Raw genomic sequence first — 19,488 nt, forward strand, 5'->3', positions numbered from 1 at the left:
GACAGTTCACCTCATGGGCCAGCGTTCGTCCAGGGCCAGGTTGAGGCGCAGCACGTTGATGCGCGCCTCGCCCAGGACGCCCAACTCCCGGCCCTCGGTATGCCGGATGACGAAATCGCGGAGTTCTTGGACCGGAATATGGCGGTAGGCCGCCACTCTTTTCACCTGGTAGGCGGCGGCGGCCGGCGAGATGTGGGGGTCGAGGCCGCTGGCCGAGGCGGTCGCCAAGTCGGCCGGGACCGGCCCAGTCTCTTCAGGATGGGTGGCCTTCAGTTTCTCGGCCTGGGAGGCGACGCCTTCCGCCAGGGCCTTGGCGGAAGGCGCGAGGTTGCTGCCCCCCGAGTTGGCGGCATCGTAGCCCTTTCCCGCCGCCGACGGGCGCCCCTGGAAGTAGCCGGGCCCGCTGAAGGCCTGGCCGATCAGGGCGGAGCCGACCACCTTGCCATCTTTCTCGATCAGACTCCCGCCGGCCTGCCAGGGGAAGGCCATCTGGGCGACGCCGGTGACCAGCAGGGGATAGATGATGCCGGTGATGGCGGTCATGACGGCCAGCAGCACCAGGGCGGGACGAAGTTCCTTCAGCATGGCTTTTCTCCGATCAGGCAAGGCCAAGGGCGGCGATGACGAGGTCGATCAGCTTGATGCCCGCAAACGGCACGACCAGGCCGCCTAAGCCGTAGACGAACAAGTTGCGCTTCAGAAGCGCTTCGGCCCCCGCCGGCCTGTAGCGGACGCCCTTCAGGGCCAGCGGGATCAAGGCGATGATGATCAGCGCGTTGAAGACGATGGCCGAAAGGATCGCCGACTGCGGGCTGGCCAGCCCCATGACGTTGAGGGCCTGAAGCTGCGGGTAGGAGGCCAGGAACAGGGCCGGGATGATGGCGAAGTACTTGGCCACGTCGTTGGCGATGGAGAAGGTGGTCAGCGAGCCGCGGCTCATCAGCAACTGCTTGCCGATCATCACGATCTCGATCAGCTTGGTGGGATCGCTTTCCAGGTCGACCATGTTGCCGGCCTCGCGGGCCGCCTGGGTGCCGGTGTTCATGGCCACCCCCACATCGGCCTGGGCGAGGGCTGGGGCGTCGTTGGAACCGTCGCCGCACATGGCGACCAGGCGTCCGCCCTTCTGGTAGTCGCGGATCAGTTCCAGCTTCCTTTCCGGCGTCGCCTCGGCGAGGAAGTCGTCGACGCCGGCCTCGGCGGCGATGGCGGCGGCGGTCAACGGATTGTCGCCGGTTATCATCACCGTCTTGATGCCCATGGCGCGTAGCGTCGCAAAGCGTTCCCGGATGCCCGGCTTGACGATGTCCTTGAGGTGGACCACGCCCAAGGCCCGGTCATCGCGAGCCACCACTAGGGGCGTGCCGCCCGAACGGGCCACTTGTTCCACCAGAAGGGTCAACTGGCGCGGCAGGCCCCCCGGTGTGCGGCCGGCCCTGTCGGCCACCCAGGCGACGATGGCATCCACCGCGCCCTTGCGGATTTCGCTGACCGAGGTCATCACTCCCCCCCAGGAACCGCCGTTGAGGTTGATACCGCTCATGCGGGTCTGGGCGGTGAAGGGCACGAAGCTCATGCCCTTGCGATCCGGATCGGCGAAGCTGAAGCGATGTCGGGCCAGGGCGACGATGGACTTGCCTTCCGGCGTCTCGTCGGCCAGGGAGGAAAGGAAGGCGGCTTCGGCCAAGTCTCGCTCGTTGACGTCCGACAGGGGCAGGAATTCCGCCGCTTGGCGGGCGCCCAGGGTGATGGTACCGGTCTTGTCCAGCAACAGCACGTCGATGTCGCCCGCCGCCTCGACGGCGCGGCCAGACTTGGCGATCACGTTGAACTTGACCAGCCGGTCCATGCCGGCGATGCCGATGGCCGACAGCAGGCCGCCGATGGTGGTGGGGATCAAGGTAACGAACAGGGCCACCAGGAAGACCACCGGAATGTTGGTCCCGGACCAGGAGGCGAAGACCGGCAGGGTGGCGACCACGATCAGGAAGATCATGGTCATGCCGACCAGCAGGATGGTGAGCGCGATCTCGTTGGGCGTCTTCTGGCGCTTGGCGCCTTCGACCAGGGCGATCATGCGGTCCAGGAAGGTCTGGCCCGGATCGACCGTGATTCGCACCACAATGCGGTCGGAAACCACCCGGGTGCCGCCGGTGACCGCCGAGCGATCGCCACCCGATTCCCGGATAACTGGTGCGCTCTCGCCGGTAATCGCGCTTTCGTCCACGGTGGCGATGCCGGCTACCACGTCGCCGTCGCCGGGAATGACGTCTCCCGCCTCGCAAACCACGAGATCGCCGGCCCGCAAGGTCTCGGCGGCCACCGCCACGAAGGAGGCCGCTTCCGGGCTGGCGACCTTCTTGGCCACCGCCTCGGTCTTGGTCCGGCGGAGCGAGGCCGCCTGGGCCTTGCCGCGCCCTTCGGCCACCGCCTCGGCGAAGTTGGCGAACAGCACGGTGAACCACAGCCAGGCGGTGATCTGGACCTCGATGGCCAGATGGGCCCCGGCGTCGCCGATGTCACGGATGGACAGGACGATCGCGATCAGGGCCACCAGGGCGGTGGCGAACATCACCGGATTGCGGATCAGTTGGCGCGGGTCGAGTTTTTTCACGGCGTCCCTGGCCGCACTCGCCAGGATGGCGGGCTCGAACAGGGAAATCTCTTGCGGACGATGGATGCTCATGGATGCGCCTTCCTCAGAACAGGGTGCCGGCGCCAAGCAGCAGGTGCTCGACGATGGGCCCCAAGGCCAGGACAGGGAAGAATGTGAGCCCCCCCACCACCAGGATCACGCCGACCAGCAGCACGACGAACAGCCAGCCGTGGGTGGGAAAGGTGCCCGCCGAAGGCGGCACGGTCTTCTTGGACGCCACGGAACCGGCGATGGCCAGTACCGGAACGATGACCACGAAGCGGCCCAGCAGCATGGCGATGCCCAGCAGGATGTTGTGAAGGGGCGTGTTGGCGCCGAAGCCGCCGAAGGCCGAGCCGTTGTTGGCGGTTGCCGAGGTGTAGGCATAGAGAATCTCCGACAGGCCGTGCGGGCCGCCCGCCGGAATGGCGTCGGCGCCGGCCAGTAGGCCGACCGCCCCCAGGCCCAGTACGCCGATGGGGAAGATCAGGATGGCGAGCACCGCCAGCTTGACCTCCTTGGCCTCGATCTTCTTGCCCAGGTATTCCGGGGTCCGGCCCACCATCAGCCCGGCGATGAAGACCGCGATCACCACGAAGACCAGCATGCCGTAGAAGCCGGCCCCCACCCCGCCGACTACGATCTCGCCCAGCATCATGTCGATCATCGGGACCATGCCGGCCAAGGGCATCAGGCTGTCGTGCATGGCGATCACCGCACCGCAGGAAGCGGCCGTGGTGATGACGGCGAACAAGGACGAGAGTGCGATGCCGAAGCGCACCTCCTTACCTTCCAGGTTGACCGGATCGGCAAGCAGTCCAGCCAAAGCCGGATTGGCCTGGGCCTCGGCCCAATAGGTGACGCCCACGCCAACCATGAACAAAAGCCCCATGGCGGCCAGGATGGCCCAGCCCTGGCGGACGTCGCCCACCATGCGGCCGAAGGTGTTGGTAAGCCCGGCACCGATGACGAAGATCGCCACCATGTGGATCAGGTTGGCGAGCGCCGTCGGGTTCTCGTAAGGGTGCGCCGCGTTGGCGTTGAAGAACCCGCCGCCATTGGTGCCCAGATGCTTGATCGCCATCTGGCTGGCGACCGGCCCCTGGGCGATGGCCTGCTTGGCGCCTTCCAAGGTGATCGCTTCCACATAGGCGGAAAAATTCTGCGGCACGCCCTGCCAAACCAGGACCAGCGCCCCCGCCAAGCTGATGGGCAGGAGCAGGTAAAGCAGGCTGCGGGTCAGGTCGACGTAGAAGTTGCCGACCGTCTTGGCGTTGCGGCGCGAAAAGCCGCGGATCAGAACGACGGCCACCACGATGCCGGTGGCGGCGGAAAGGAAATTCTGCACGGTCAGGCCGGCCATCTGGGTCAGGTAGCTGAGCGTGCTTTCGCCGCCGTAGGCCTGCCAGTTGGTGTTGGTGGCGAAGCTCACCGCCGTATTGAAGGCCAAGTCGGGCGGGACGGGCCCCATGCCGGCAGGATTGAGCGGCAGCCAGCCCTGCAGGCGCAGCAATCCGTACAACAGCAAGGCCCCTGCCAGGTTGAAGGCCAGCAGGGCCAGCGCGTAGGCCGTCCAGTGCTGCTCCTTGTCCGGCACGATGCCGCAGAGGCGGTAGATCGGCCGCTCCAGCCAGCCGAGGAACGTGAGCTTGCCCTCGTAGAGCCGCGCCATGTAGCCGCCCGCGACAGGCGTCAGGGCGACCACGAGCCCGATGTAAAGGATGATCTGGAGGATTCCGTTGGCGTCCATCTTTTCCTCCTAGAACCGTTCTGGATGTATCAGCGCGTAGCCCAGGTAGCCGAACAACGCCACCACCGCCGCCAGGCCCAGGGACAGGCCAAGAAGGTCGATACCGGTCATGACGCCCTCACATCCGCTCGCAGCCGCGCGCCAGAAGCGCGAAGGCCGCGAAGGAAAGAACGATGCCGGCCGGCAAGACGATGTCGAAAATCCAATCGACCATGGGAACCTCCGTAAGTATCCACGTTTCCATGGTCGCGCCGAATGGCGTCAAGGTTCCATGCGGAATTGGGCGTCCCGCCCTTATGAATATTTTATTCGGCCATCGCTCGAACGAAGGGCCGGTTTCCATAGCAAGGACGTGACGGGCGGCAGAGGACCGCCTATAGTGGTCCCCATGCGCTCCCGGGGATGGGCAGGCAAGGTGATCGTCATCGGCTTGGCGACGTTGTGCGTCGGCGGCTGCGTGGGTTCGCGCGTGCCTTCCGAAGAGGGCGGGGCAGCCTTTTCCCGCGAAATGGCGGAAAAAACCATCGCCACGGGCTTCGCGCGGATCGGTGAGATGGCCCTGGAGCCCATCGCCGCCCGGCGGCTCGCCCTGGAGGGCCTGAAGGGGCTCAGCGGCCTCGATCCGGAATTGGCCATCGCGGCGGTGGACGGCGAGGTCACCCTGGCCGTGGAAGGCTATGAAGGCCTGCGCTTTCCGGCGCCCGCCGACACCGACGCCGGCAAGTGGGCATCCCTGGTGGTTGAGGTGGGAGTCGCGGCACGCCACCGGTCCGAGGAAATCCGCGCCGCTGACACGGAGCGCTTCCTGGAGACCGTTCTGGACGCCGCCTTGGCGCCTTTGGACGATCCCTATTCCCGTTACGCCGGGGCCGAGGAGGCCAAGAAGAACCGGGCCCGGCGCGATGGCTTCGGCGGCCTCGGACTGCTGTTCCGCATCCTGGAGGGCGAAGTCCGGGTGTCGCAGATCGTGCCGCACACCCCGGCGGCCCGTGCGGATATCCGGATCGGGGACCGGCTCACCCATGTCGGGGAGGTCCCGCTTCGCGGACTGGACGAGAAGACGGTGACCGACCAATTGCACGGGCCGGTGGGCAGCCGCATCAAGCTCCGCCTCCTGCGCGAAGGCGAGCCGGAACCGAGAGAACTGAGCCTTGCCAGGGCCCATGTGGTGTTGCCCACGGTGACCGCGCAGGCCCATTCCGGTATCGCCCTGCTGGCGGTCGGCGGGTTCAACCAGGACACGGCGGAGAGCATCCTTCGCGAGTTGGAGGCCCTCAAACGGCTGACCGGAGGCCGCCTGCGCGGTATCATCCTGGACTTACGGGGCAATCCGGGCGGCCTTCTGTCGGAAGCCGTGGCCGTGGCCGACCTGTTTCTCGCGCAAGGGGAAATCGTCTCGACCCGCGGCCGCCATCGCGACAGCCATCAGCACTACGAGGCGACCGAGGATGATCGCCTCCAAGGATTGCCGTTGGTGTTGTTGGTGGATGGGAAGACCGCCTCGGCGGCCGAGGTTCTCGCGGCGGCGCTGCAGGATCGTGGCCGCGCGGTGGTGGCCGGCACGACCACATTCGGCAAGGGGTCGGTGCAGACCGTGCTGCGCCTGCCCAACGACGGGGAGATCACCCTCACATGGTCGCGCTTGGTCGCGCCGTCGGGCTATGTCCTGCACCACCTGGGCGTACTCCCTTCCATCTGCCTGAGCGGGTCCGGCTCCGATGCCGCCGCCGCCCTGGTTCGGGCCCTGAAGAGCGGCGAGATACCCCCCACCCAGGCGGCTTGGCGCGAGGTGGGCATCGGCGATGAGGCGCGCCGCAAGGGCTTGCGCCACGTCTGCGCCCCCGAGGAACGCCATACCCTGGCCGACCGCGAAGTGGCGTTGCGCTTGGTCGCAGACCGCAATCTCTATACCCAGGCCCTGGCCTTGGGGGACCGCCCCGTCCTGGCGCGCGGCGGGCTGTCGGCGCGGTGAAACGGGCTTGGCCGACCGATTCCCGGATGCTAGCTTTGCCGGACAACACAGGGGGAAGGCAATGCCTTACAGAAAGAAGGTTCTAGTGACCGGCGGCGCCGGCTTTTTGGGCTCCCATCTCTGCGAGCGTCTGCTTCAGGATGGCCGCGACGTGCTTTGCGTGGACAACTTCTTCACGGGCTCCAAGGAGAACGTCCTATCCTTGCTCCAGGACCCCCACTTCGAGCTGCTGCGCCACGACATCACCTTTCCCCTCTACGTCGAGGTGGAGGATATCTACAACTTGGCCTGCCCGGCCTCGCCCATCCACTACCAGTTCGATCCGGTCCAGACCACCAAGACCACGGTTCATGGCGCCATCAACATGCTGGGCATGGCCCGGCGGACCAAGGCCAAGATTCTCCAGGCGTCGACCAGCGAGGTCTACGGCGATCCCGAGGTCCATCCCCAGCCCGAAACCTATCGCGGCAACGTCAACCCCATCGGCCCGCGCGGCTGTTACGACGAGGGCAAGCGGTGCGCCGAGACGCTGTTCTTCGACTATTTCCGCCAGTACGGGGTGAACATCCGGGTCGCCCGAATCTTCAACACCTATGGGCCGCGCATGCACCCCAACGATGGCCGGGTGGTGTCCAACTTCATCGTCCAGGCCCTGACCGGCAAGCCGATCACCATCTACGGCGACGGTAGCCAGACGCGGTCCTTCTGCTACGTGGACGACCTGATCGACGGCATGGTGCGCCTCATGAACGCGCCCAACCATATTCAGGGGCCGATGAACCTGGGCAATCCCGGCGAATTCACCATCATGGAACTGGCCGAACTGGTCATGAAGATGACCAAGTCCAAGTCGGAGCTCGTCCATAGGAAACTTCCCGCCGACGATCCCACCCAGCGCTGCCCCGATATCGCCCTGGCGACCAACCTGATCGGCTGGCGGCCCACTGTGCCGCTGGAAGAGGGCCTCAAGCCCACCATCGCCTATTTCAAGGATATCTTGGGAATTTAGGCGGACGCGAAGAAAACCAGCCGGGGCAGTCCGGCGATCCACTTGTCGGTGGCGGCGGTTACGTCAAGGCGTTTTCTGACGGTGACCTGGGGGAGCAGGATGAACATCGCCACCGTCGCACGAACGCGCCTCTTCGAGCAGATCCACACCATCACCGCCTATCTCGTCTTCCGCTCATGGGCCAGTCTCTTCCGGTCCATCCGAACCGGAGTCCCACCGCCACAGACCGCTTGATCGACGGAAACCAACCCCCTCCTTTCCCCGCAACCCCAGAAACCGCCGATCGACGCCATAATGAGAACTGCTGGGTGGTCTTCCGGCCGCTTGACAGAAGACCCGCCGGCCCGCTATATCGCCAGCTTCCGACCCACTGGGTCCGGGCGCGTAGCTCAGCGGGAGAGCACTCCCTTCACACGGGAGGGGTCACAGGTTCAATCCCTGTCGCGCCCACCATATCATTGAAGATAAACGATAACTTTAAGATGATTTCGGGACGGCGACCGGTCGCCGCGCCTCCTTGTCGCCTCTGCGTCATGCAGTCCTTGCTGCATAATCACCGATGATCGGTAAGCTGTTCGGCCACGCCCGGGTCCAGACCACGGCACGCTATGCCCACTTGGCCGCTGAACCGGTGAAGGTGGCGGCAGGGCAGCCACTCACCGATTACGCCATGGATCAGAGCATGCGAGCGGGAGCGGAGAACAGGTAGCCGAGGCCGTAAACGGTCTGTACCGGCAATTCCTGGCCCGCTTCCTCGAAGGCCTTGCGCCGCAACCGCCGCACCAGGGCGTCCAGGGCGCGATTGCCGAAGGAGTTTTCCGGGTAGGCGAGGGCGTGCAGAATGGTGGAACGGCGAACGGTCTCGCCGGGCTGGGCCAGCAGCGTCTCGACCAGGGCCTTTTCCTTGGACGTCAGCCGCATCGTCTTGCCGTTGGGCGCCGCCAGATTCCAGTGGGCCAAGTCGCAAATCCAGACGCTGGAGACCGCGACCGTCTGGCTCGACCGCCGGGAAGCCAAGCTGCGCACCGCCGCCGTCAGTTCCCGGGGGCAGGCGGGCTGGACAAGGCAAAGGTCGGCCCCGGCCTCGTAGCCCTTGATGCGGCCGTCGGGATCGCCCGCATCGCACAGAAGCACGATGGCCATGCGCGAGGCCTGGCGCAAATCCGCGACCAACGCCGCTCCATCCCGCTCCGCCAAGCCCTGATCGACGATCGCTACCGCGAAGTCCTGGGTGGCGATACTGCGGAAAAGATCGAAGGCGGTGGGAACGCCGGCCACCGACAGTGCGTGACCCTCCAGTTCCCCGGCCATCCGGGCCCGCGCCTCGACGCTGCCGCCGACCAGGATCACCGCGTGCCGTTCCTGGAGATCGCTTTCATAGGAGGTGGCGATGCTCGCGCTTGCCAGCCTTTCCCTTTCGAACCAAACCGTCATGTGATGTGCCCCTATCCCTACAATGTGTAATTATCTTGATTGCACCCAGGATAGGGCGGCCATGTCACTGGGGTGCGAAGGCCATGTAAACGGCGTATGAATGCGTCAGAATCGGGCGCCGCGGGGCGGGACGGGGGAGGCGATGGCGCGGGCAGAAGGTGCAAAAGCAGGGGAAACTCTGTATGAATGTACCGGAATTCATCAGGACCCAGACCAGGGAAGGAGGCGATGCGGCGTCATGACCGACCCCGGGCACTTGCTGATCGTAGAGGACGACCTGTTCGTCCAATGGCTCCTGGCAGCCTATCTGGGGCAGGTGGGCTATCGCGTCAGCGTGGCCGAATCCGGGGAGAAGATGTTCGACATCCTGGAGAAGGAGGCGGTCGACCTGATCATTCTCGACCTGACCCTGCCCGACGACGACGGCTTGGTGCTGACCCGGAAGCTGCGTACCCGCTGGTCCATGCCGATCGTCGTGCTGACGGGACGGGCCGGGCGCGACGATCGTCTGACCGCCCTGGAATTGGGAGCCGACGACTACGTGGTCAAACCGGCCGATCCCGAGGAACTGGCCCTCCGGGTCCGCAATCTGCTGCGTCGGACGGGCGGCAAGCCGGATTCGGCGGGCTCCCACCCCGATGTCATCCGCTTCGAGGAATGGGAACTGGACATCCCCCGCTTTCGCTTGAGCCGCGCGGGCGGCGAGAACGTGGCTCTTTCGCCCGCTGAATTCAAGCTGCTGACCGCCCTGGTCAAGGCCGATGGTCGCGTGCTGTCGCGCGACCAGCTTCTGGATGCCATCAGCGGCACCGACGAGGCTCCGGGCGATCGGATCGTCGACGTCCTGGTCAGCCGGCTGCGCCGCAAGATCGAGGTCGACCCGAAGGCGCCGGTCCTCGTCCTGACCGTGACCGGCGCCGGCTACAAATTCGGCGGCCGGTCGCTTCAGTCCTGATCGTCTTCCAAAGTCTCCAGGCCCGTCAGGACTTTTTCCAGTTCGCTCCGGAACGGGGCATGGGCGGCCTCGATTTCCGCCACGTTCCTGTCTTTGGCCGCCATTTCCAACTGGCTGGCCCGCTTGGCGAGATCGATCGCGCCGATATACCCGGCTCCTGACTTGATGGAATGGGCCGCGCGCAAGACCAGATCCAGACGGCCGGCGGCAAGATCTTCGTCCATCTTGCGGCCCAGCTCCCGGTAGTCGGAGCGGAACTTGAATAGAGACGCCCGCAGGAGCTTGAGGTTGCCCGCCAGCATGCGGAGCGCCTGAGCCAGGTCGATGCCGGGAAGGGACGGCAGTCCGGAAAGCCGGGTCAACGCGGGTTTGGCCGCGGGCCGGGCCCCGGCGGCGGGGGCCGGGGCGATCCAACGCAGCAGGGTGGCCGAAAGGGCCCCCGGATCGATGGGCTTGGTCAGGTGGTCGCTCATGCCGGCGGCAAGGCTCTGGTCCCGGTCGCCCGCCATGGCCTGGGCGGTCATTGCGATGATCGGCAGGTCGCGGAACCGCTTGTCTTTGCGGATTCGCCGCGTCGCCGACAGGCCATCCATTTCCGGCATGTGGATATCCATCAGCACCAGATCGAAGGACTGCCCCTTCATCTTCTCCAGCGCCTCGCGACCCGTTTCCGCCGTATCGGCGACCATCCCCATCCCCTTGAGGAATTCGGTTGCCACTTGCCGGCTGAGCGGGTCGTCCTCGACCAGCAGGACACGCCGCCCGGCCAGTGCCGGCACCAGCCCGATGCCCTTGCCGGCCAGTTCGGCGGTGGACGATTCCCGGACTTCATCCTCGTCGGCCAAGCCCAGGTCGACCACGGCGATGAAGGTGCTCCCGACGCCAGGCTCGCTAGACACGCGGATGCGGCCGTTCATCAGTTCCGACAGTTGCTTGCAGATCGCCAGTCCGAGGCCGGTGCCGCCATAGCGCCGGGTGATGGAACTGTCGGCCTGGGCGAAGGACTGGAACAGCTTGGATGCCTGCTCGCGGGTCATGCCGATACCGGTGTCGCGGACCGAAATCCTAAGGCGGACCCGATCCTCCGTCACCTCGTCGGGTTCGATACCCACGGCGACCTCGCCGCAGTCGGTGAACTTTACCGCGTTGTTGGCCAGGTTGATCAGGATCTGGCCCAACCGCAGGCGGTCGCCCACCAGGAAGCGGGGCGTGCCCGGCGCCACGGAGAAGGCAAGCCGCAAGCCCTTTTCCTCGGCCCGCAGGGCAACCATGTTGATCGCGGTGTCGAGCACCTCGTCGAGGGAAAAGGGCGCCTCTTCGAGTTCCAGTTCGCCGGCCTCGATCTTGGAGAAATCCAGGATGTCGTTTATGACGCCGAGCAACAGCCGGGCCGCCCCGTGCAGCTTGACCACATAATCCCGCTGCTGGGCCGTCAGATCGGTCCGCAGCACCAAGTGGGACATGCCGATGATGGCGTTCATCGGGGTGCGGACCTCGTGGCTCATGCGGGCGAGGAATTCGCTCTTGGCGCGGGTCGCCGCCTCGGCTTGGTCGCGGGCGTCCTTGAGTTGGGCTTGGCCGCGGTCGCTGATCTTGGCCAGCTTGTCGATCTGGCGTCCCGACCGGATGTAGCGTTCCGCCAACCGCTCCAGCTCCGTCATCAGCGGATGGCCCGCCCATTCGGGATGGGCCTTGAGTTCGGCCAACCAGCGTCTGGTTCTCTCCTCTTCCGGCCGCATGCGGTTTCCGTTCCCCCCAAGGCCTGCCCAAGGTAGACCGGGTCGGGCCGGGCGGCAAGAAGCCGCGTCGCGGCCGGGGTGGCCAACCCGCTTGAAACCCGGATTCGTTGCCCCGGCAGGTCAGTCGGCGAGCTTGGCGGCGACTTCGGGATCGCGCAGCACGTAGCCGCGGCCCCAGACGGTCTCGATATAGTTTTCCCCGCCGGTGGCGTCGGCCAGTTTCTTGCGCAGCTTGCAGATGAAGACGTCGATGATCTTCAATTCCGGCTCGTCCATGCCACCATAGAGATGGTTGAGAAACATCTCCTTGGTCAGGGTCGTGCCCTTGCGCAGCGACAACAGTTCGAGGATGCCATATTCCTTGCCGGTAAGATGGATGGTCTGGCCGCCGATCTCCACCGTGCGGGCGTCCAGGTTGACCGTCAGCTTGCCGGTCCGGATCACCGATTGGGCGTGGCCCTTGGAGCGGCGCACGATGGCCTGGATGCGCGCGATCAGCTCCGCCTTGTTGAACGGCTTGGTCAGGTAGTCGTCGGCCCCGGAGCCCAAGCCCTTGACCTTGGTGTCTGGCTGGGTGAGGCCGGAAAGGATCAGCACCGGCGTCTCGACGCGGGCATCGCGCAGCCGGCGCAGGACTTCCATGCCGTCCATATCGGGCAGCATGAGGTCCAGAATGATGATGTCGTAGTCGTAGAGCTTGCCGATCTCAAGCCCATCCTCTCCGAGGTCGGTGGTATCGACCACCATACCTTCGGACCCGAGCATCAGCTTGATGCTCTCGGCGACCATGGCATCGTCTTCGACCAGCAGCACGCGCATGGCTGGATTAGCCCTCCCGTTAACTATCGTTAATCACAAAATTCGTGCTGCCGCCAGGGGTATTGCGGAAATCCTTGAATTTCGGCGATTTTACCAAACGTAAAGACTCGCTAACCATAATAATCCTGGATTCGCCCACGCCGAATCCGCCCGTCGAAGGGGGAAAAGTGACCGTCATCGTCCACAACGTCCTGAGCGAAATCGAGCGTCTGCCGGACTATGCGGTTTACGGGCGGGTTACCGCCATCGTCGGTCTGCTGGTCGAGGTGGGCGGCGTGCAGGGCAGCCTGTCCATCGGCGACCACTGCGTCGTCATCGGCCGCAACGACCGCCGGGTGACCTGCGAGGTGGTGGGATTCCGCCAGGGCAAGGCGCTGCTCATGCCGTTCGGATCGCTGGACGGGGTCGGGCTGGGCTGCCGGGCCGAGATCGGCGCCACCGAGCCGGCCATCTATCCCGACCGGTCCTGGCTGGGCCGGGTGATCAACGCTTTCGGCGAACCGGTGGACGGCAAGGGGCCTTTGCCCATCGGCCGGCGTGCCTATCCGATCCACAATACGCCGCCGGCCGCCCACAGCCGCCAGCGGGTGGGCGGCAAGATCGACTTGGGCGTGCGGGCCATGAACGCCTTCCTGACCTGCTGCCGGGGCCAGCGCATGGGCATCTTCGCGGGTTCCGGCGTCGGCAAGTCGACTCTGCTGTCCATGATGGCCCGCCATACGGACGCCGAGGTCAGCGTCATCGGCCTGATCGGCGAGCGCGGCCGCGAGGCCCGCGAGTTCATCGAAGACGACCTGGGCGAAGAAGGCATGGCCCGCAGCGTCGTCGTGGTGGCGACCAGCGACGAGCCGCCCCTGGTGCGCCGCCAGGCGGCTTACGTGACGCTCGCCATGGCGGAATTCTTCCGCGACCAGGGCAGCGAGGTGCTCTGCCTGATGGATTCGGTGACCCGCTTCGCCATGGCCCAGCGGGAAATCAGCCTGTCGGCCGGCGAGCCGCCAGCCAGCAAGGGCTATACGCCCTCGGTCTTTGCCGAACTGCCCCGCCTTCTGGAGCGTGCCGGGCCCGGCGCGCGCGGCCAGGGCAACATCACCGGCCTGTTCACCGTGCTGGTGGAAGGCGACGACCACAACGAGCCCATCTCGGACGCCGTGCGCGGCATCCTGGACGGCCATGTGGTGCTGGACCGCGCCATCGGCGAGCGCGGCCGCTTTCCGGCGATCAACATCCTGCGCAGCGTGTCGCGTACCATGCCAGACTGCAACACCGCCGAGGAGAATGCCATCATCGGCCGGGCCCGGCGCATGATGTCGGTCTACGAGGACATGGCGGAAATGATCCGCCTGGGCGCCTATCGCAAGGGCAGCGATCCGGCGGTGGACGAGGCCATGCACTATTGGCCGCGCATGGAGGAGTTCCTGACCCAGAGAAAGGCGGAAAAGACCGACTTGGCGACCTGCTATAAGCGGCTGGCCGAGATCCTGGAGATGCCAGAACCCGGCGCCAAACCGAAGCCGAAACCGATCAAGTGAGGGGATGAAGGACCATGGCGAAGGGCGATCTGCACAATCTGATCCGGCTGCACGAATGGCAGGTGGACGAGAAGCGTCGACGACTGGGCGAGTTGCTGCGGGTCCTGGACGACCTGGAGGCGCGGCTCAAGCGCTTGGAGACGGAATTGATCGAAGAGCAGAGGATCGCTGCCCGCGCCCCCAACGAGGCCGGATTTCTGTACGGCAACTATGCCGAGGCGGTAATCGAACGCCGGGAACGCCTGAAGGAGAGCATCGCCCGCGCCGAAGTCGAAATCGCCCGCGCCCGCGACGACCTGCGAGAAGCCTTCCGCGACTTGAAGAAATACGAGATCGCCCAGCGCAACCGCGACCAAAAGGCGGCCGCCGAACTGGCCCGCAAGGAGCAACTGGTGCTGGACGAACTGGGACTGCAAGGCTACCGCCAGCGCCTCACCGCGCCGGCATGACGCGGCCTTGAAGAGGGCGCCACGCTTCCGCCCCCTTCCGGGAGCGTGGGAATGCATCGCAATCTGCGCCTTGCGGCGGGAAGGCCACCTCGTTGGCCTGGCCGCCGATGCCATGCTCCACCAAGCCAAGGCACGGGGCCGCAACCGGGTGCTCTGGCAACCGTAATCCCTATCCCGCCAACGCTTCCATCGCATCCGGTGCCAACCGGCGGCCCAGGATATGGCGCTGGTGCCAGAGGGCGTAGAACAGCAGTGTCCATGCGGCCTTGCCGGCCTTGGGGTCGGCAGAGGCGAAAAGGCGTTCGACGGCTTCGCGGCGGCATGCCTCGGCGATGCCCGGCTGGGCGGCAACAAGCGGCCCCAGCGTCCGACCCCTTGCGGCGATCCAATCCCCGACCGGCACGGTGAATCCGCGCTTGCGCTCGAAGGGCCGGGCAGCGGGCAGGGCGGTTTCCAGCCACCGCCGCAGCAACCACTTGCCTAGGCCCCGCTTGACCTTGAGGGAGTCGGGAAGGCGGACGGCGAAATCGGCCAGGATGGGATCGAGAAAGGGCACCCGCCCCTCCACCCCATGGGCCATCAGGCAGCGGTCCAGCTTGAGCAACAGGTCGTTGGGCAGCCAGTCGGCCACGTCGACGGCCTGCTGGGCCTGAAGACGGGATCGGCCACCGCGCTGGGCTTCCGCCTCCACGGCGGCGATGGGATCGCGCCAAGCCCGGTCCTCGTGGCGCAGTACCCCCAGGCCTTCCAGGATGCCCTTGGCCCGCATGGGCCGCCCGCCCAGAAGGCGCCAACGGGCGGCTCGGCGGTAGCGGGAATAGCCGGCGAACAATTCGTCGCCGCCTTCGCCCGACAGCACCACCTTCAGTCCGGCGGCACGGGCGGCGGCGGCCAGCTTGTAGGTGGGCAGGATGGCGTAGTCGGCCACCGGGTCGTCCAGGGTCGCCGCCACCTCGGGCAGCAGGCGCCAGAAGTCGTCGGCGGTGAATTCGACTTCGTGATGGTCCGCCCCCGCCGCCTTGGCGACGGCGCGGGCGTGGTCGCGTTCATCCCTGGCCGCCGTGCCCGGAAAACCGGCGGTGAGGGCCTGTACCGGACGTTCGTTGAGCCGCGTCATCATCGCCAGCAGCACCGACGAATCGATACCGCCCGAGAGAAACATGCCGTAGGGAACGTCGGAGCGCTGGTGGATGCCCACTGTATCGTTCAGCCGGCGGTCCAGTTCCATCAGCGCCGCACCCTCCGAGATCGGCACCGGTCCGCCGTCGGGCAGGGGGGAGCGCTGTTCCTGGCGGGCGGCGAAGCCATCTTCCAGCACCAGGGTCTCGCCGGGCAGGACGCGGCGGATGCCTTCGAACAGGGTCTGGCGACCGCAGGCGAACTGGAGCTGGAGAAGCTGGTCGCGCGCCGTCCGGTTCACCACGGGCGCCACCAGGCCGGCGGCCACCAGGGCCTGAGCCTCGGAGGCGAAGGCGAGGCCAGCCGGCGTCTCGGCCACATAGAGCGGCTTGATGCCGAAGGGATCGCGGGCCAATAGCAGCCGGTCATGGGCAGGATCGTGCAGGGCGATGGCATACATGCCGCGCAGGCGCTTGGTGAAGGCCGGCCCCTCCCCCAGGTAAAGATGCAAGGGCGGTTCGCAGTCGGAATGGGTGGCGAAAAGGCAATCCTTCATGCCGTCCCGTAATTCCAGATAGTTGTAGACCTCGCCGTTGGCCACCAGGGTGGCGCCTCCGGCATGCAAGGGCTGACGCCCGCCTTCCAGGTCGATGATGGCCAGCCGGGTCTGAACCAGGCCGACGCGGCCTTCGACATGGCGGCCGCTGCCGTCGGGGCCGCGGTGGCGAAGGGCGTCCTGCAGGCGATCCAGGACCGCGCCGGACGGCGTTGCGCCGGGCGCAGCCAGGATGCCGGCGATCCCGCACATTACGAGGTGACCTGCTGGAAGAAGGACAGGTAGCGCTCGACCACCCGCTGTTCGGTGAAGCCCTGTTCGTAGGCGGCGCGGCCGGCGTTGGCGATGGCGGAACGGAAGACGTTGTCTTCCAGCACGTGGCGGATGGCCTTGCCCATGCTGATGGCGTCGTCCACCGGCACCAGGACGCCGTTGACCATGTGGTCGATCAGCATTCCCGGTCCCACGCTGTCGGCGGCGACCACGGGCACGCCCTGGGCCCAGGCTTCCAGCACCACGTTGCCGAGCGGCTCGTGCCGCGACGGGCAGACGAACAGGTCGCAGGTGGCGAGCAGCGCCGCCGTGTCCTCGCGCCAGCCCATAAAGCGCACCCGCGGCTTGATGCCCAGGTGGTTGGCCTGCTTTTCCAGATCGGCCCGCAAGGGGCCTTCGCCCGCCAGCCACAGGTAGATGTCGGGCACGCGGGCCACCGCCTGCAGCAGCACGTCGAAGGCCTTGTTCTCGTGCAGGCGGCCCATGGCGAGCACCAGGGGCGCCGAATCCGGGGTATAGAATTCCTTGCGCGACAGCGGCCGGGCCTTTTCCTCGCTGACGAAGTTGGGCAGGTAATGGGCCCTTTCCGTCGGCCAGCCCTGCTTGACCAGATATTCGACGATGTCCTCGGTATTGCCGATCAGGTGCTGGCAGTGCCGGTAATATTTCAGGTCGTAGTAGCCGCCCAGCCGGCCCACGTGCACGAAGTCGCCCTTCGGGCAGGCCTTGGTGGCCCGGTTCATCCAGGTCATCGCCACCTGGGGCCGGAAGGCCTTGACCTCGCGCTTGAAGGCGAAGCCGGTGGCGAAGTCGAAGGTACCGCCGAAGGGCAACTGCACGGGCTCGATGCCGCCGGCCCGCAAGGCCGCGGCGCGGCGCGGGTTCTCGCGGATGACGACCTTCTGTTCGAGACCGGCGCGGTGCAGCGCCAGCACCAGACGCACGAAGAAGGCCTCGGCGCCCCCGAATTCCGCTCCGGCCATGGCCTGCAGGACACGCATCAGCGGATCAACTCCTCGAAGGCGGCTGCCGCTTCGGGCCAACCCCAGCGGCGTTGTTTGTCCAAGGCGGCGGCATGCTGGGCCCGCCACAATTCCTCGTCCGCCAGCAGGCGGATCGCGGCTTCGGCGAACGCGGCGTCGTCATCGGCGATGAACCCCGTTTTCCCGTCGATCACCCTTTCGACCACCGAGCCCAGCCTTTGCACCACGCAAGGCACTCCCAGGGCCTGGGCCTCGCCCAAGGCGAGGCAGAAGGTCTCGTTGAGGTCCCCCCGGTATAGCATGACGCGGGCGGCAAGCAATTCCTCGATCAATCGGGCCTTGGGAACCGGGCCGCGCAGCACTACGCCCTTGCCCGCCAAAGCCCGCGCCTTGGCGAGAATCGCCTCCATGGCTTCTGCCTTTGCATCGCCGACGGCGCCGTAGGTGGCGGCGCCGGTGAACAGATGCAGTTCGGCGCCCGGCACCCGCGGCTGCACCTTGGATTCCCATATGCCTAGCAGCCAGTCCAGCGAGCGTAGCGGATTGGAGGTGAAGACGGCGCGCGGCGCGGGGATGCCTTCGACGGACGGGGCGTTGCGGAAAATGTCGGGGATGCCGTAGGGAATGACCTTGCGGCCGCCGTCGGGCACCCACCGGGGCAGGGTGGTCGCCGCGTAGGTGCCGATGAACACCACCACCGGCCGCCAGCGCCATAGCTTCCACAGATAGCGCCACTTCAGCACGTACCGGGCCGGGTTGTGGGTCCAGAAGACGCGGTTGCGCGCCTTCGGAACCAGGGGGATCAGCCTGTCGCCCCGGTTGGCGATGTAGAGGTCGGCATCGTCGGGCAGGCCGTCACGCAAACGGCGCCAACGCACGCCCTTGTGGTCCAGGGGCGCTTCGCACATGTTGTAAACCGACACGTCGTGGCCCCGCCGCGCCAGTTCCTCGACCAGGAAGCAGACCGAGGATTCGACGCCGCCCAAAGGCTTTTGTTCCGGCGTGCGGCCGTCGAAGACGATGCCGTCGTCGGCGATCACGATGCGCGCCATGGCTCAGTCCCTTTCCAGCTTGGCCTTCAGGTGCGACAGCAGCGGGAACAGCCCGGCAAAGAGCGCGATCAGCAAGCCGTAGCCCCCTTCCCGGTAACCCTTGCGCAGGACGTAGCACTTGAAGAAGCGCGAGAAAAGCCGGCGGATGTTGGCCGGCAGTGTCCCCACGTTCCCGGCGTCCCGCAGGTCTTTCGCCCGCGCCGTGGAGTAGCTGTCCAGGCGGCGGATCATGTCGGAAATGTCGCGGTCCACGTAATGGCGCAACCGGTGGCGGAGCATCGGCCCCTTGCGGGCGCCGTCGGCCCATTTCAGGCTGGGGTGGACCCGCTGCGGGCCCCAGGTCTTGACGCCCTTGCGGAACAGGCCCGGATAGGCGGCCTTGCCGAAGGACGCGCCCCAGCCCCAGCGCACCAGCCTGTCGCCGATATAGTTATCGACCAGGATCTCGTGCCAGTCGCAGGGCGTGGTCTCGACGGTCCGGCGGATCTCGTCCGCCAGTTCGGGGGGCACGCGTTCGTCCGCGTCCACCTCCAACACCCACTCGCCGGTGGCGAAGGCGATGCCGGCGTTGCGGCGTTCCCCTTCCAGCGCCCAGCTTCCTTCCAGGATGCGGTCCGTATAGCGGAGCGCGATGTCGCGCGAGGCATCGGTGCACTTGTCCAGCAGCACCGCGATCTCGTCGGCGAAACGGAGCGTTTCCAGGCAGTCGGCCAGTTGCCGTTCCTCGTTGCGCACGGAAATCAGGGCGGTGAGCTTCATGCCAGCTTCTCCCACAGGGCGCGGGCGCCCGCTTCCGCCATGTCGACGCTCAAGGAATCCATCAGGGTGCCGGAGGCCTTGGGATCGAAGTTGGGCGGGAAGATGTCGGCGTAGGGAATGGCGGTCTGCACGAAAGCCGCCTTGGGGCCCCAGGGGGCATACTGGTTGGCCGGGCTGGGCCCGAACAGGCCCAGGGTCGGAATGTCCGCCGCCGCCGCCAGATGCATCAGGCCGGAATCGTTACCCACGTAGAAAGCGCAGCGCCTCAGGCAGGCATAGGCCTCCAGCAGATCGAGGGCGCCCACCAAGTCGATGCGGCGTTCGGACGGAACGGCTTCCAGCAGCGCCAGCGCCTGGGGCCGTTCGTCGTCGCGCCCGAACAGGGCGACCCGGCCGCCCGGCAGGATGCCGCCCGGCCCGGTGAGGCGGGCGGCCAGTTCGGCGAAGCGCTC

At 66.4% G+C, this 19,488-nt stretch carries 17 protein-coding genes and 1 tRNA gene; 6 read left to right on the top strand and 12 right to left on the bottom strand.

The genetic code is table 11. The features are described 5' to 3' along the window. Positions 1-6: 6 nt before the first annotated feature. From kdpC to kdpF, 4 genes are read right to left on the bottom strand one after another with little or no spacing between them, the layout of a single operon-like run. Positions 7-585 carry a potassium-transporting ATPase subunit KdpC gene (gene kdpC, locus H7841_10440; GenBank protein MEO5337297.1) on the bottom strand — a complete coding sequence of 193 codons (579 nt, stop codon included), beginning with the start codon at positions 583-585 and terminating at the stop codon, positions 7-9. A gap of 13 nt (positions 586-598) precedes the next feature. Further along, positions 599-2,686 (bottom strand): potassium-transporting ATPase subunit KdpB, encoded by a 2,088-nt coding sequence (gene kdpB, locus H7841_10445; protein ID MEO5337298.1) that lies wholly within the window; start codon positions 2,684-2,686, stop codon positions 599-601. 13 nt (positions 2,687-2,699) lie between these two features. Further along, entirely contained in the window at positions 2,700-4,385 is a 1,686-nt protein-coding gene (gene kdpA, locus H7841_10450; protein MEO5337299.1) for a potassium-transporting ATPase subunit KdpA, read from the bottom strand. Positions 4,386-4,394: 9 nt separating this feature from the next. Beyond that, positions 4,395-4,496: a K(+)-transporting ATPase subunit F gene (kdpF, locus tag H7841_10455; GenBank protein ID MEO5337300.1), complete on the bottom strand. Its 102-nt coding sequence runs from the start codon at positions 4,494-4,496 to the stop codon at positions 4,395-4,397. Positions 4,497-4,800: 304 nt separating this feature from the next. Here kdpF and H7841_10460 point away from each other — a divergent pair, with 304 nt between their 5' ends. The 3 genes from H7841_10460 (at position 4,801) to H7841_10470 (ending at position 7,819) form a co-directional block, all read left to right on the top strand. Continuing rightward, positions 4,801-6,357, top strand: coding sequence for a S41 family peptidase (locus H7841_10460; protein MEO5337301.1), 1,557 nt, complete (start codon positions 4,801-4,803; stop codon positions 6,355-6,357). A 61-nt stretch (positions 6,358-6,418) separates the two neighbouring features. After that, the gene (locus H7841_10465) at positions 6,419-7,366 is read left to right on the top strand and encodes an SDR family oxidoreductase (GenBank protein ID MEO5337302.1); all 948 of its coding nucleotides are present in this window, start codon (positions 6,419-6,421) and stop codon (positions 7,364-7,366) included. Positions 7,367-7,744: 378 nt separating this feature from the next. After that, a tRNA-Val gene (locus H7841_10470) sits at positions 7,745-7,819 on the top strand. 222 nt (positions 7,820-8,041) lie between these two features. Here the strand turns inward: H7841_10470 and H7841_10475 are convergent. Continuing rightward, entirely contained in the window at positions 8,042-8,800 is a 759-nt protein-coding gene (locus H7841_10475) for a response regulator transcription factor (GenBank protein MEO5337303.1), read from the bottom strand. Between the two features lie 238 nt (positions 8,801-9,038). Between H7841_10475 and H7841_10480 the strand changes: the two genes are divergently transcribed. After that, a complete protein-coding gene (locus H7841_10480; protein MEO5337304.1) occupies positions 9,039-9,755 on the top strand; it encodes a response regulator transcription factor in 717 nt (238 codons plus the stop codon). Here H7841_10480 and H7841_10485 read toward each other — a convergent pair. Both H7841_10485 and H7841_10490 read right to left on the bottom strand, forming a co-directional pair. Then, positions 9,746-11,461, bottom strand: coding sequence for an ATP-binding protein (locus H7841_10485; protein ID MEO5337305.1), 1,716 nt, complete (start codon positions 11,459-11,461; stop codon positions 9,746-9,748). The two genes, H7841_10480 and H7841_10485, sit on opposite strands and share 10 nt — an antisense overlap. Before the next feature lie 153 nt (positions 11,462-11,614). After that, entirely contained in the window at positions 11,615-12,313 is a 699-nt protein-coding gene (locus H7841_10490) for a response regulator transcription factor (protein MEO5337306.1), read from the bottom strand. 167 nt (positions 12,314-12,480) lie between these two features. Here H7841_10490 and fliI point away from each other — a divergent pair, with 167 nt between their 5' ends. Further along, positions 12,481-13,845, top strand: a complete 1,365-nt coding sequence (fliI, locus tag H7841_10495; protein MEO5337307.1) for a flagellar protein export ATPase FliI — start codon at positions 12,481-12,483, stop codon at positions 13,843-13,845. A 14-nt stretch (positions 13,846-13,859) separates the two neighbouring features. Next, positions 13,860-14,294, top strand: coding sequence for a flagellar export protein FliJ (locus H7841_10500; GenBank protein MEO5337308.1), 435 nt, complete (start codon positions 13,860-13,862; stop codon positions 14,292-14,294). Between the two features lie 169 nt (positions 14,295-14,463). Here H7841_10500 and asnB read toward each other — a convergent pair whose 3' ends face one another. The 5 genes from asnB to H7841_10525 form a co-directional block, all read right to left on the bottom strand. Beyond that, positions 14,464-16,221 carry an asparagine synthase (glutamine-hydrolyzing) gene (gene asnB / locus H7841_10505; GenBank protein MEO5337309.1) on the bottom strand — a complete coding sequence of 586 codons (1,758 nt, stop codon included), beginning with the start codon at positions 16,219-16,221 and terminating at the stop codon, positions 14,464-14,466. Continuing rightward, the gene (locus tag H7841_10510; protein ID MEO5337310.1) at positions 16,221-17,243 is read right to left on the bottom strand and encodes a glycosyltransferase; all 1,023 of its coding nucleotides are present in this window, start codon (positions 17,241-17,243) and stop codon (positions 16,221-16,223) included. The genes asnB and H7841_10510 overlap by 1 nt, the downstream gene beginning before the upstream one ends. After that, entirely contained in the window at positions 17,243-18,277 is a 1,035-nt protein-coding gene (locus tag H7841_10515; protein MEO5337311.1) for a glycosyltransferase, read from the bottom strand. The genes H7841_10510 and H7841_10515 overlap by 1 nt, the downstream gene beginning before the upstream one ends. A gap of 3 nt (positions 18,278-18,280) precedes the next feature. Beyond that, entirely contained in the window at positions 18,281-19,036 is a 756-nt protein-coding gene (locus H7841_10520; protein MEO5337312.1) for a glycosyltransferase family 2 protein, read from the bottom strand. Beyond that, on the bottom strand, positions 19,033-19,488 hold a 456-nt coding region (locus H7841_10525), incomplete at its 5' end, for a glycosyltransferase family 9 protein (protein MEO5337313.1). The genes H7841_10525 and H7841_10520, both read right to left, overlap by 4 nt.

This window comes from Magnetospirillum sp. WYHS-4 (genome assembly GCA_039908345.1).
Classification (GTDB): Bacteria; Pseudomonadota; Alphaproteobacteria; order Rhodospirillales; family GLO-3; genus JAMOBD01.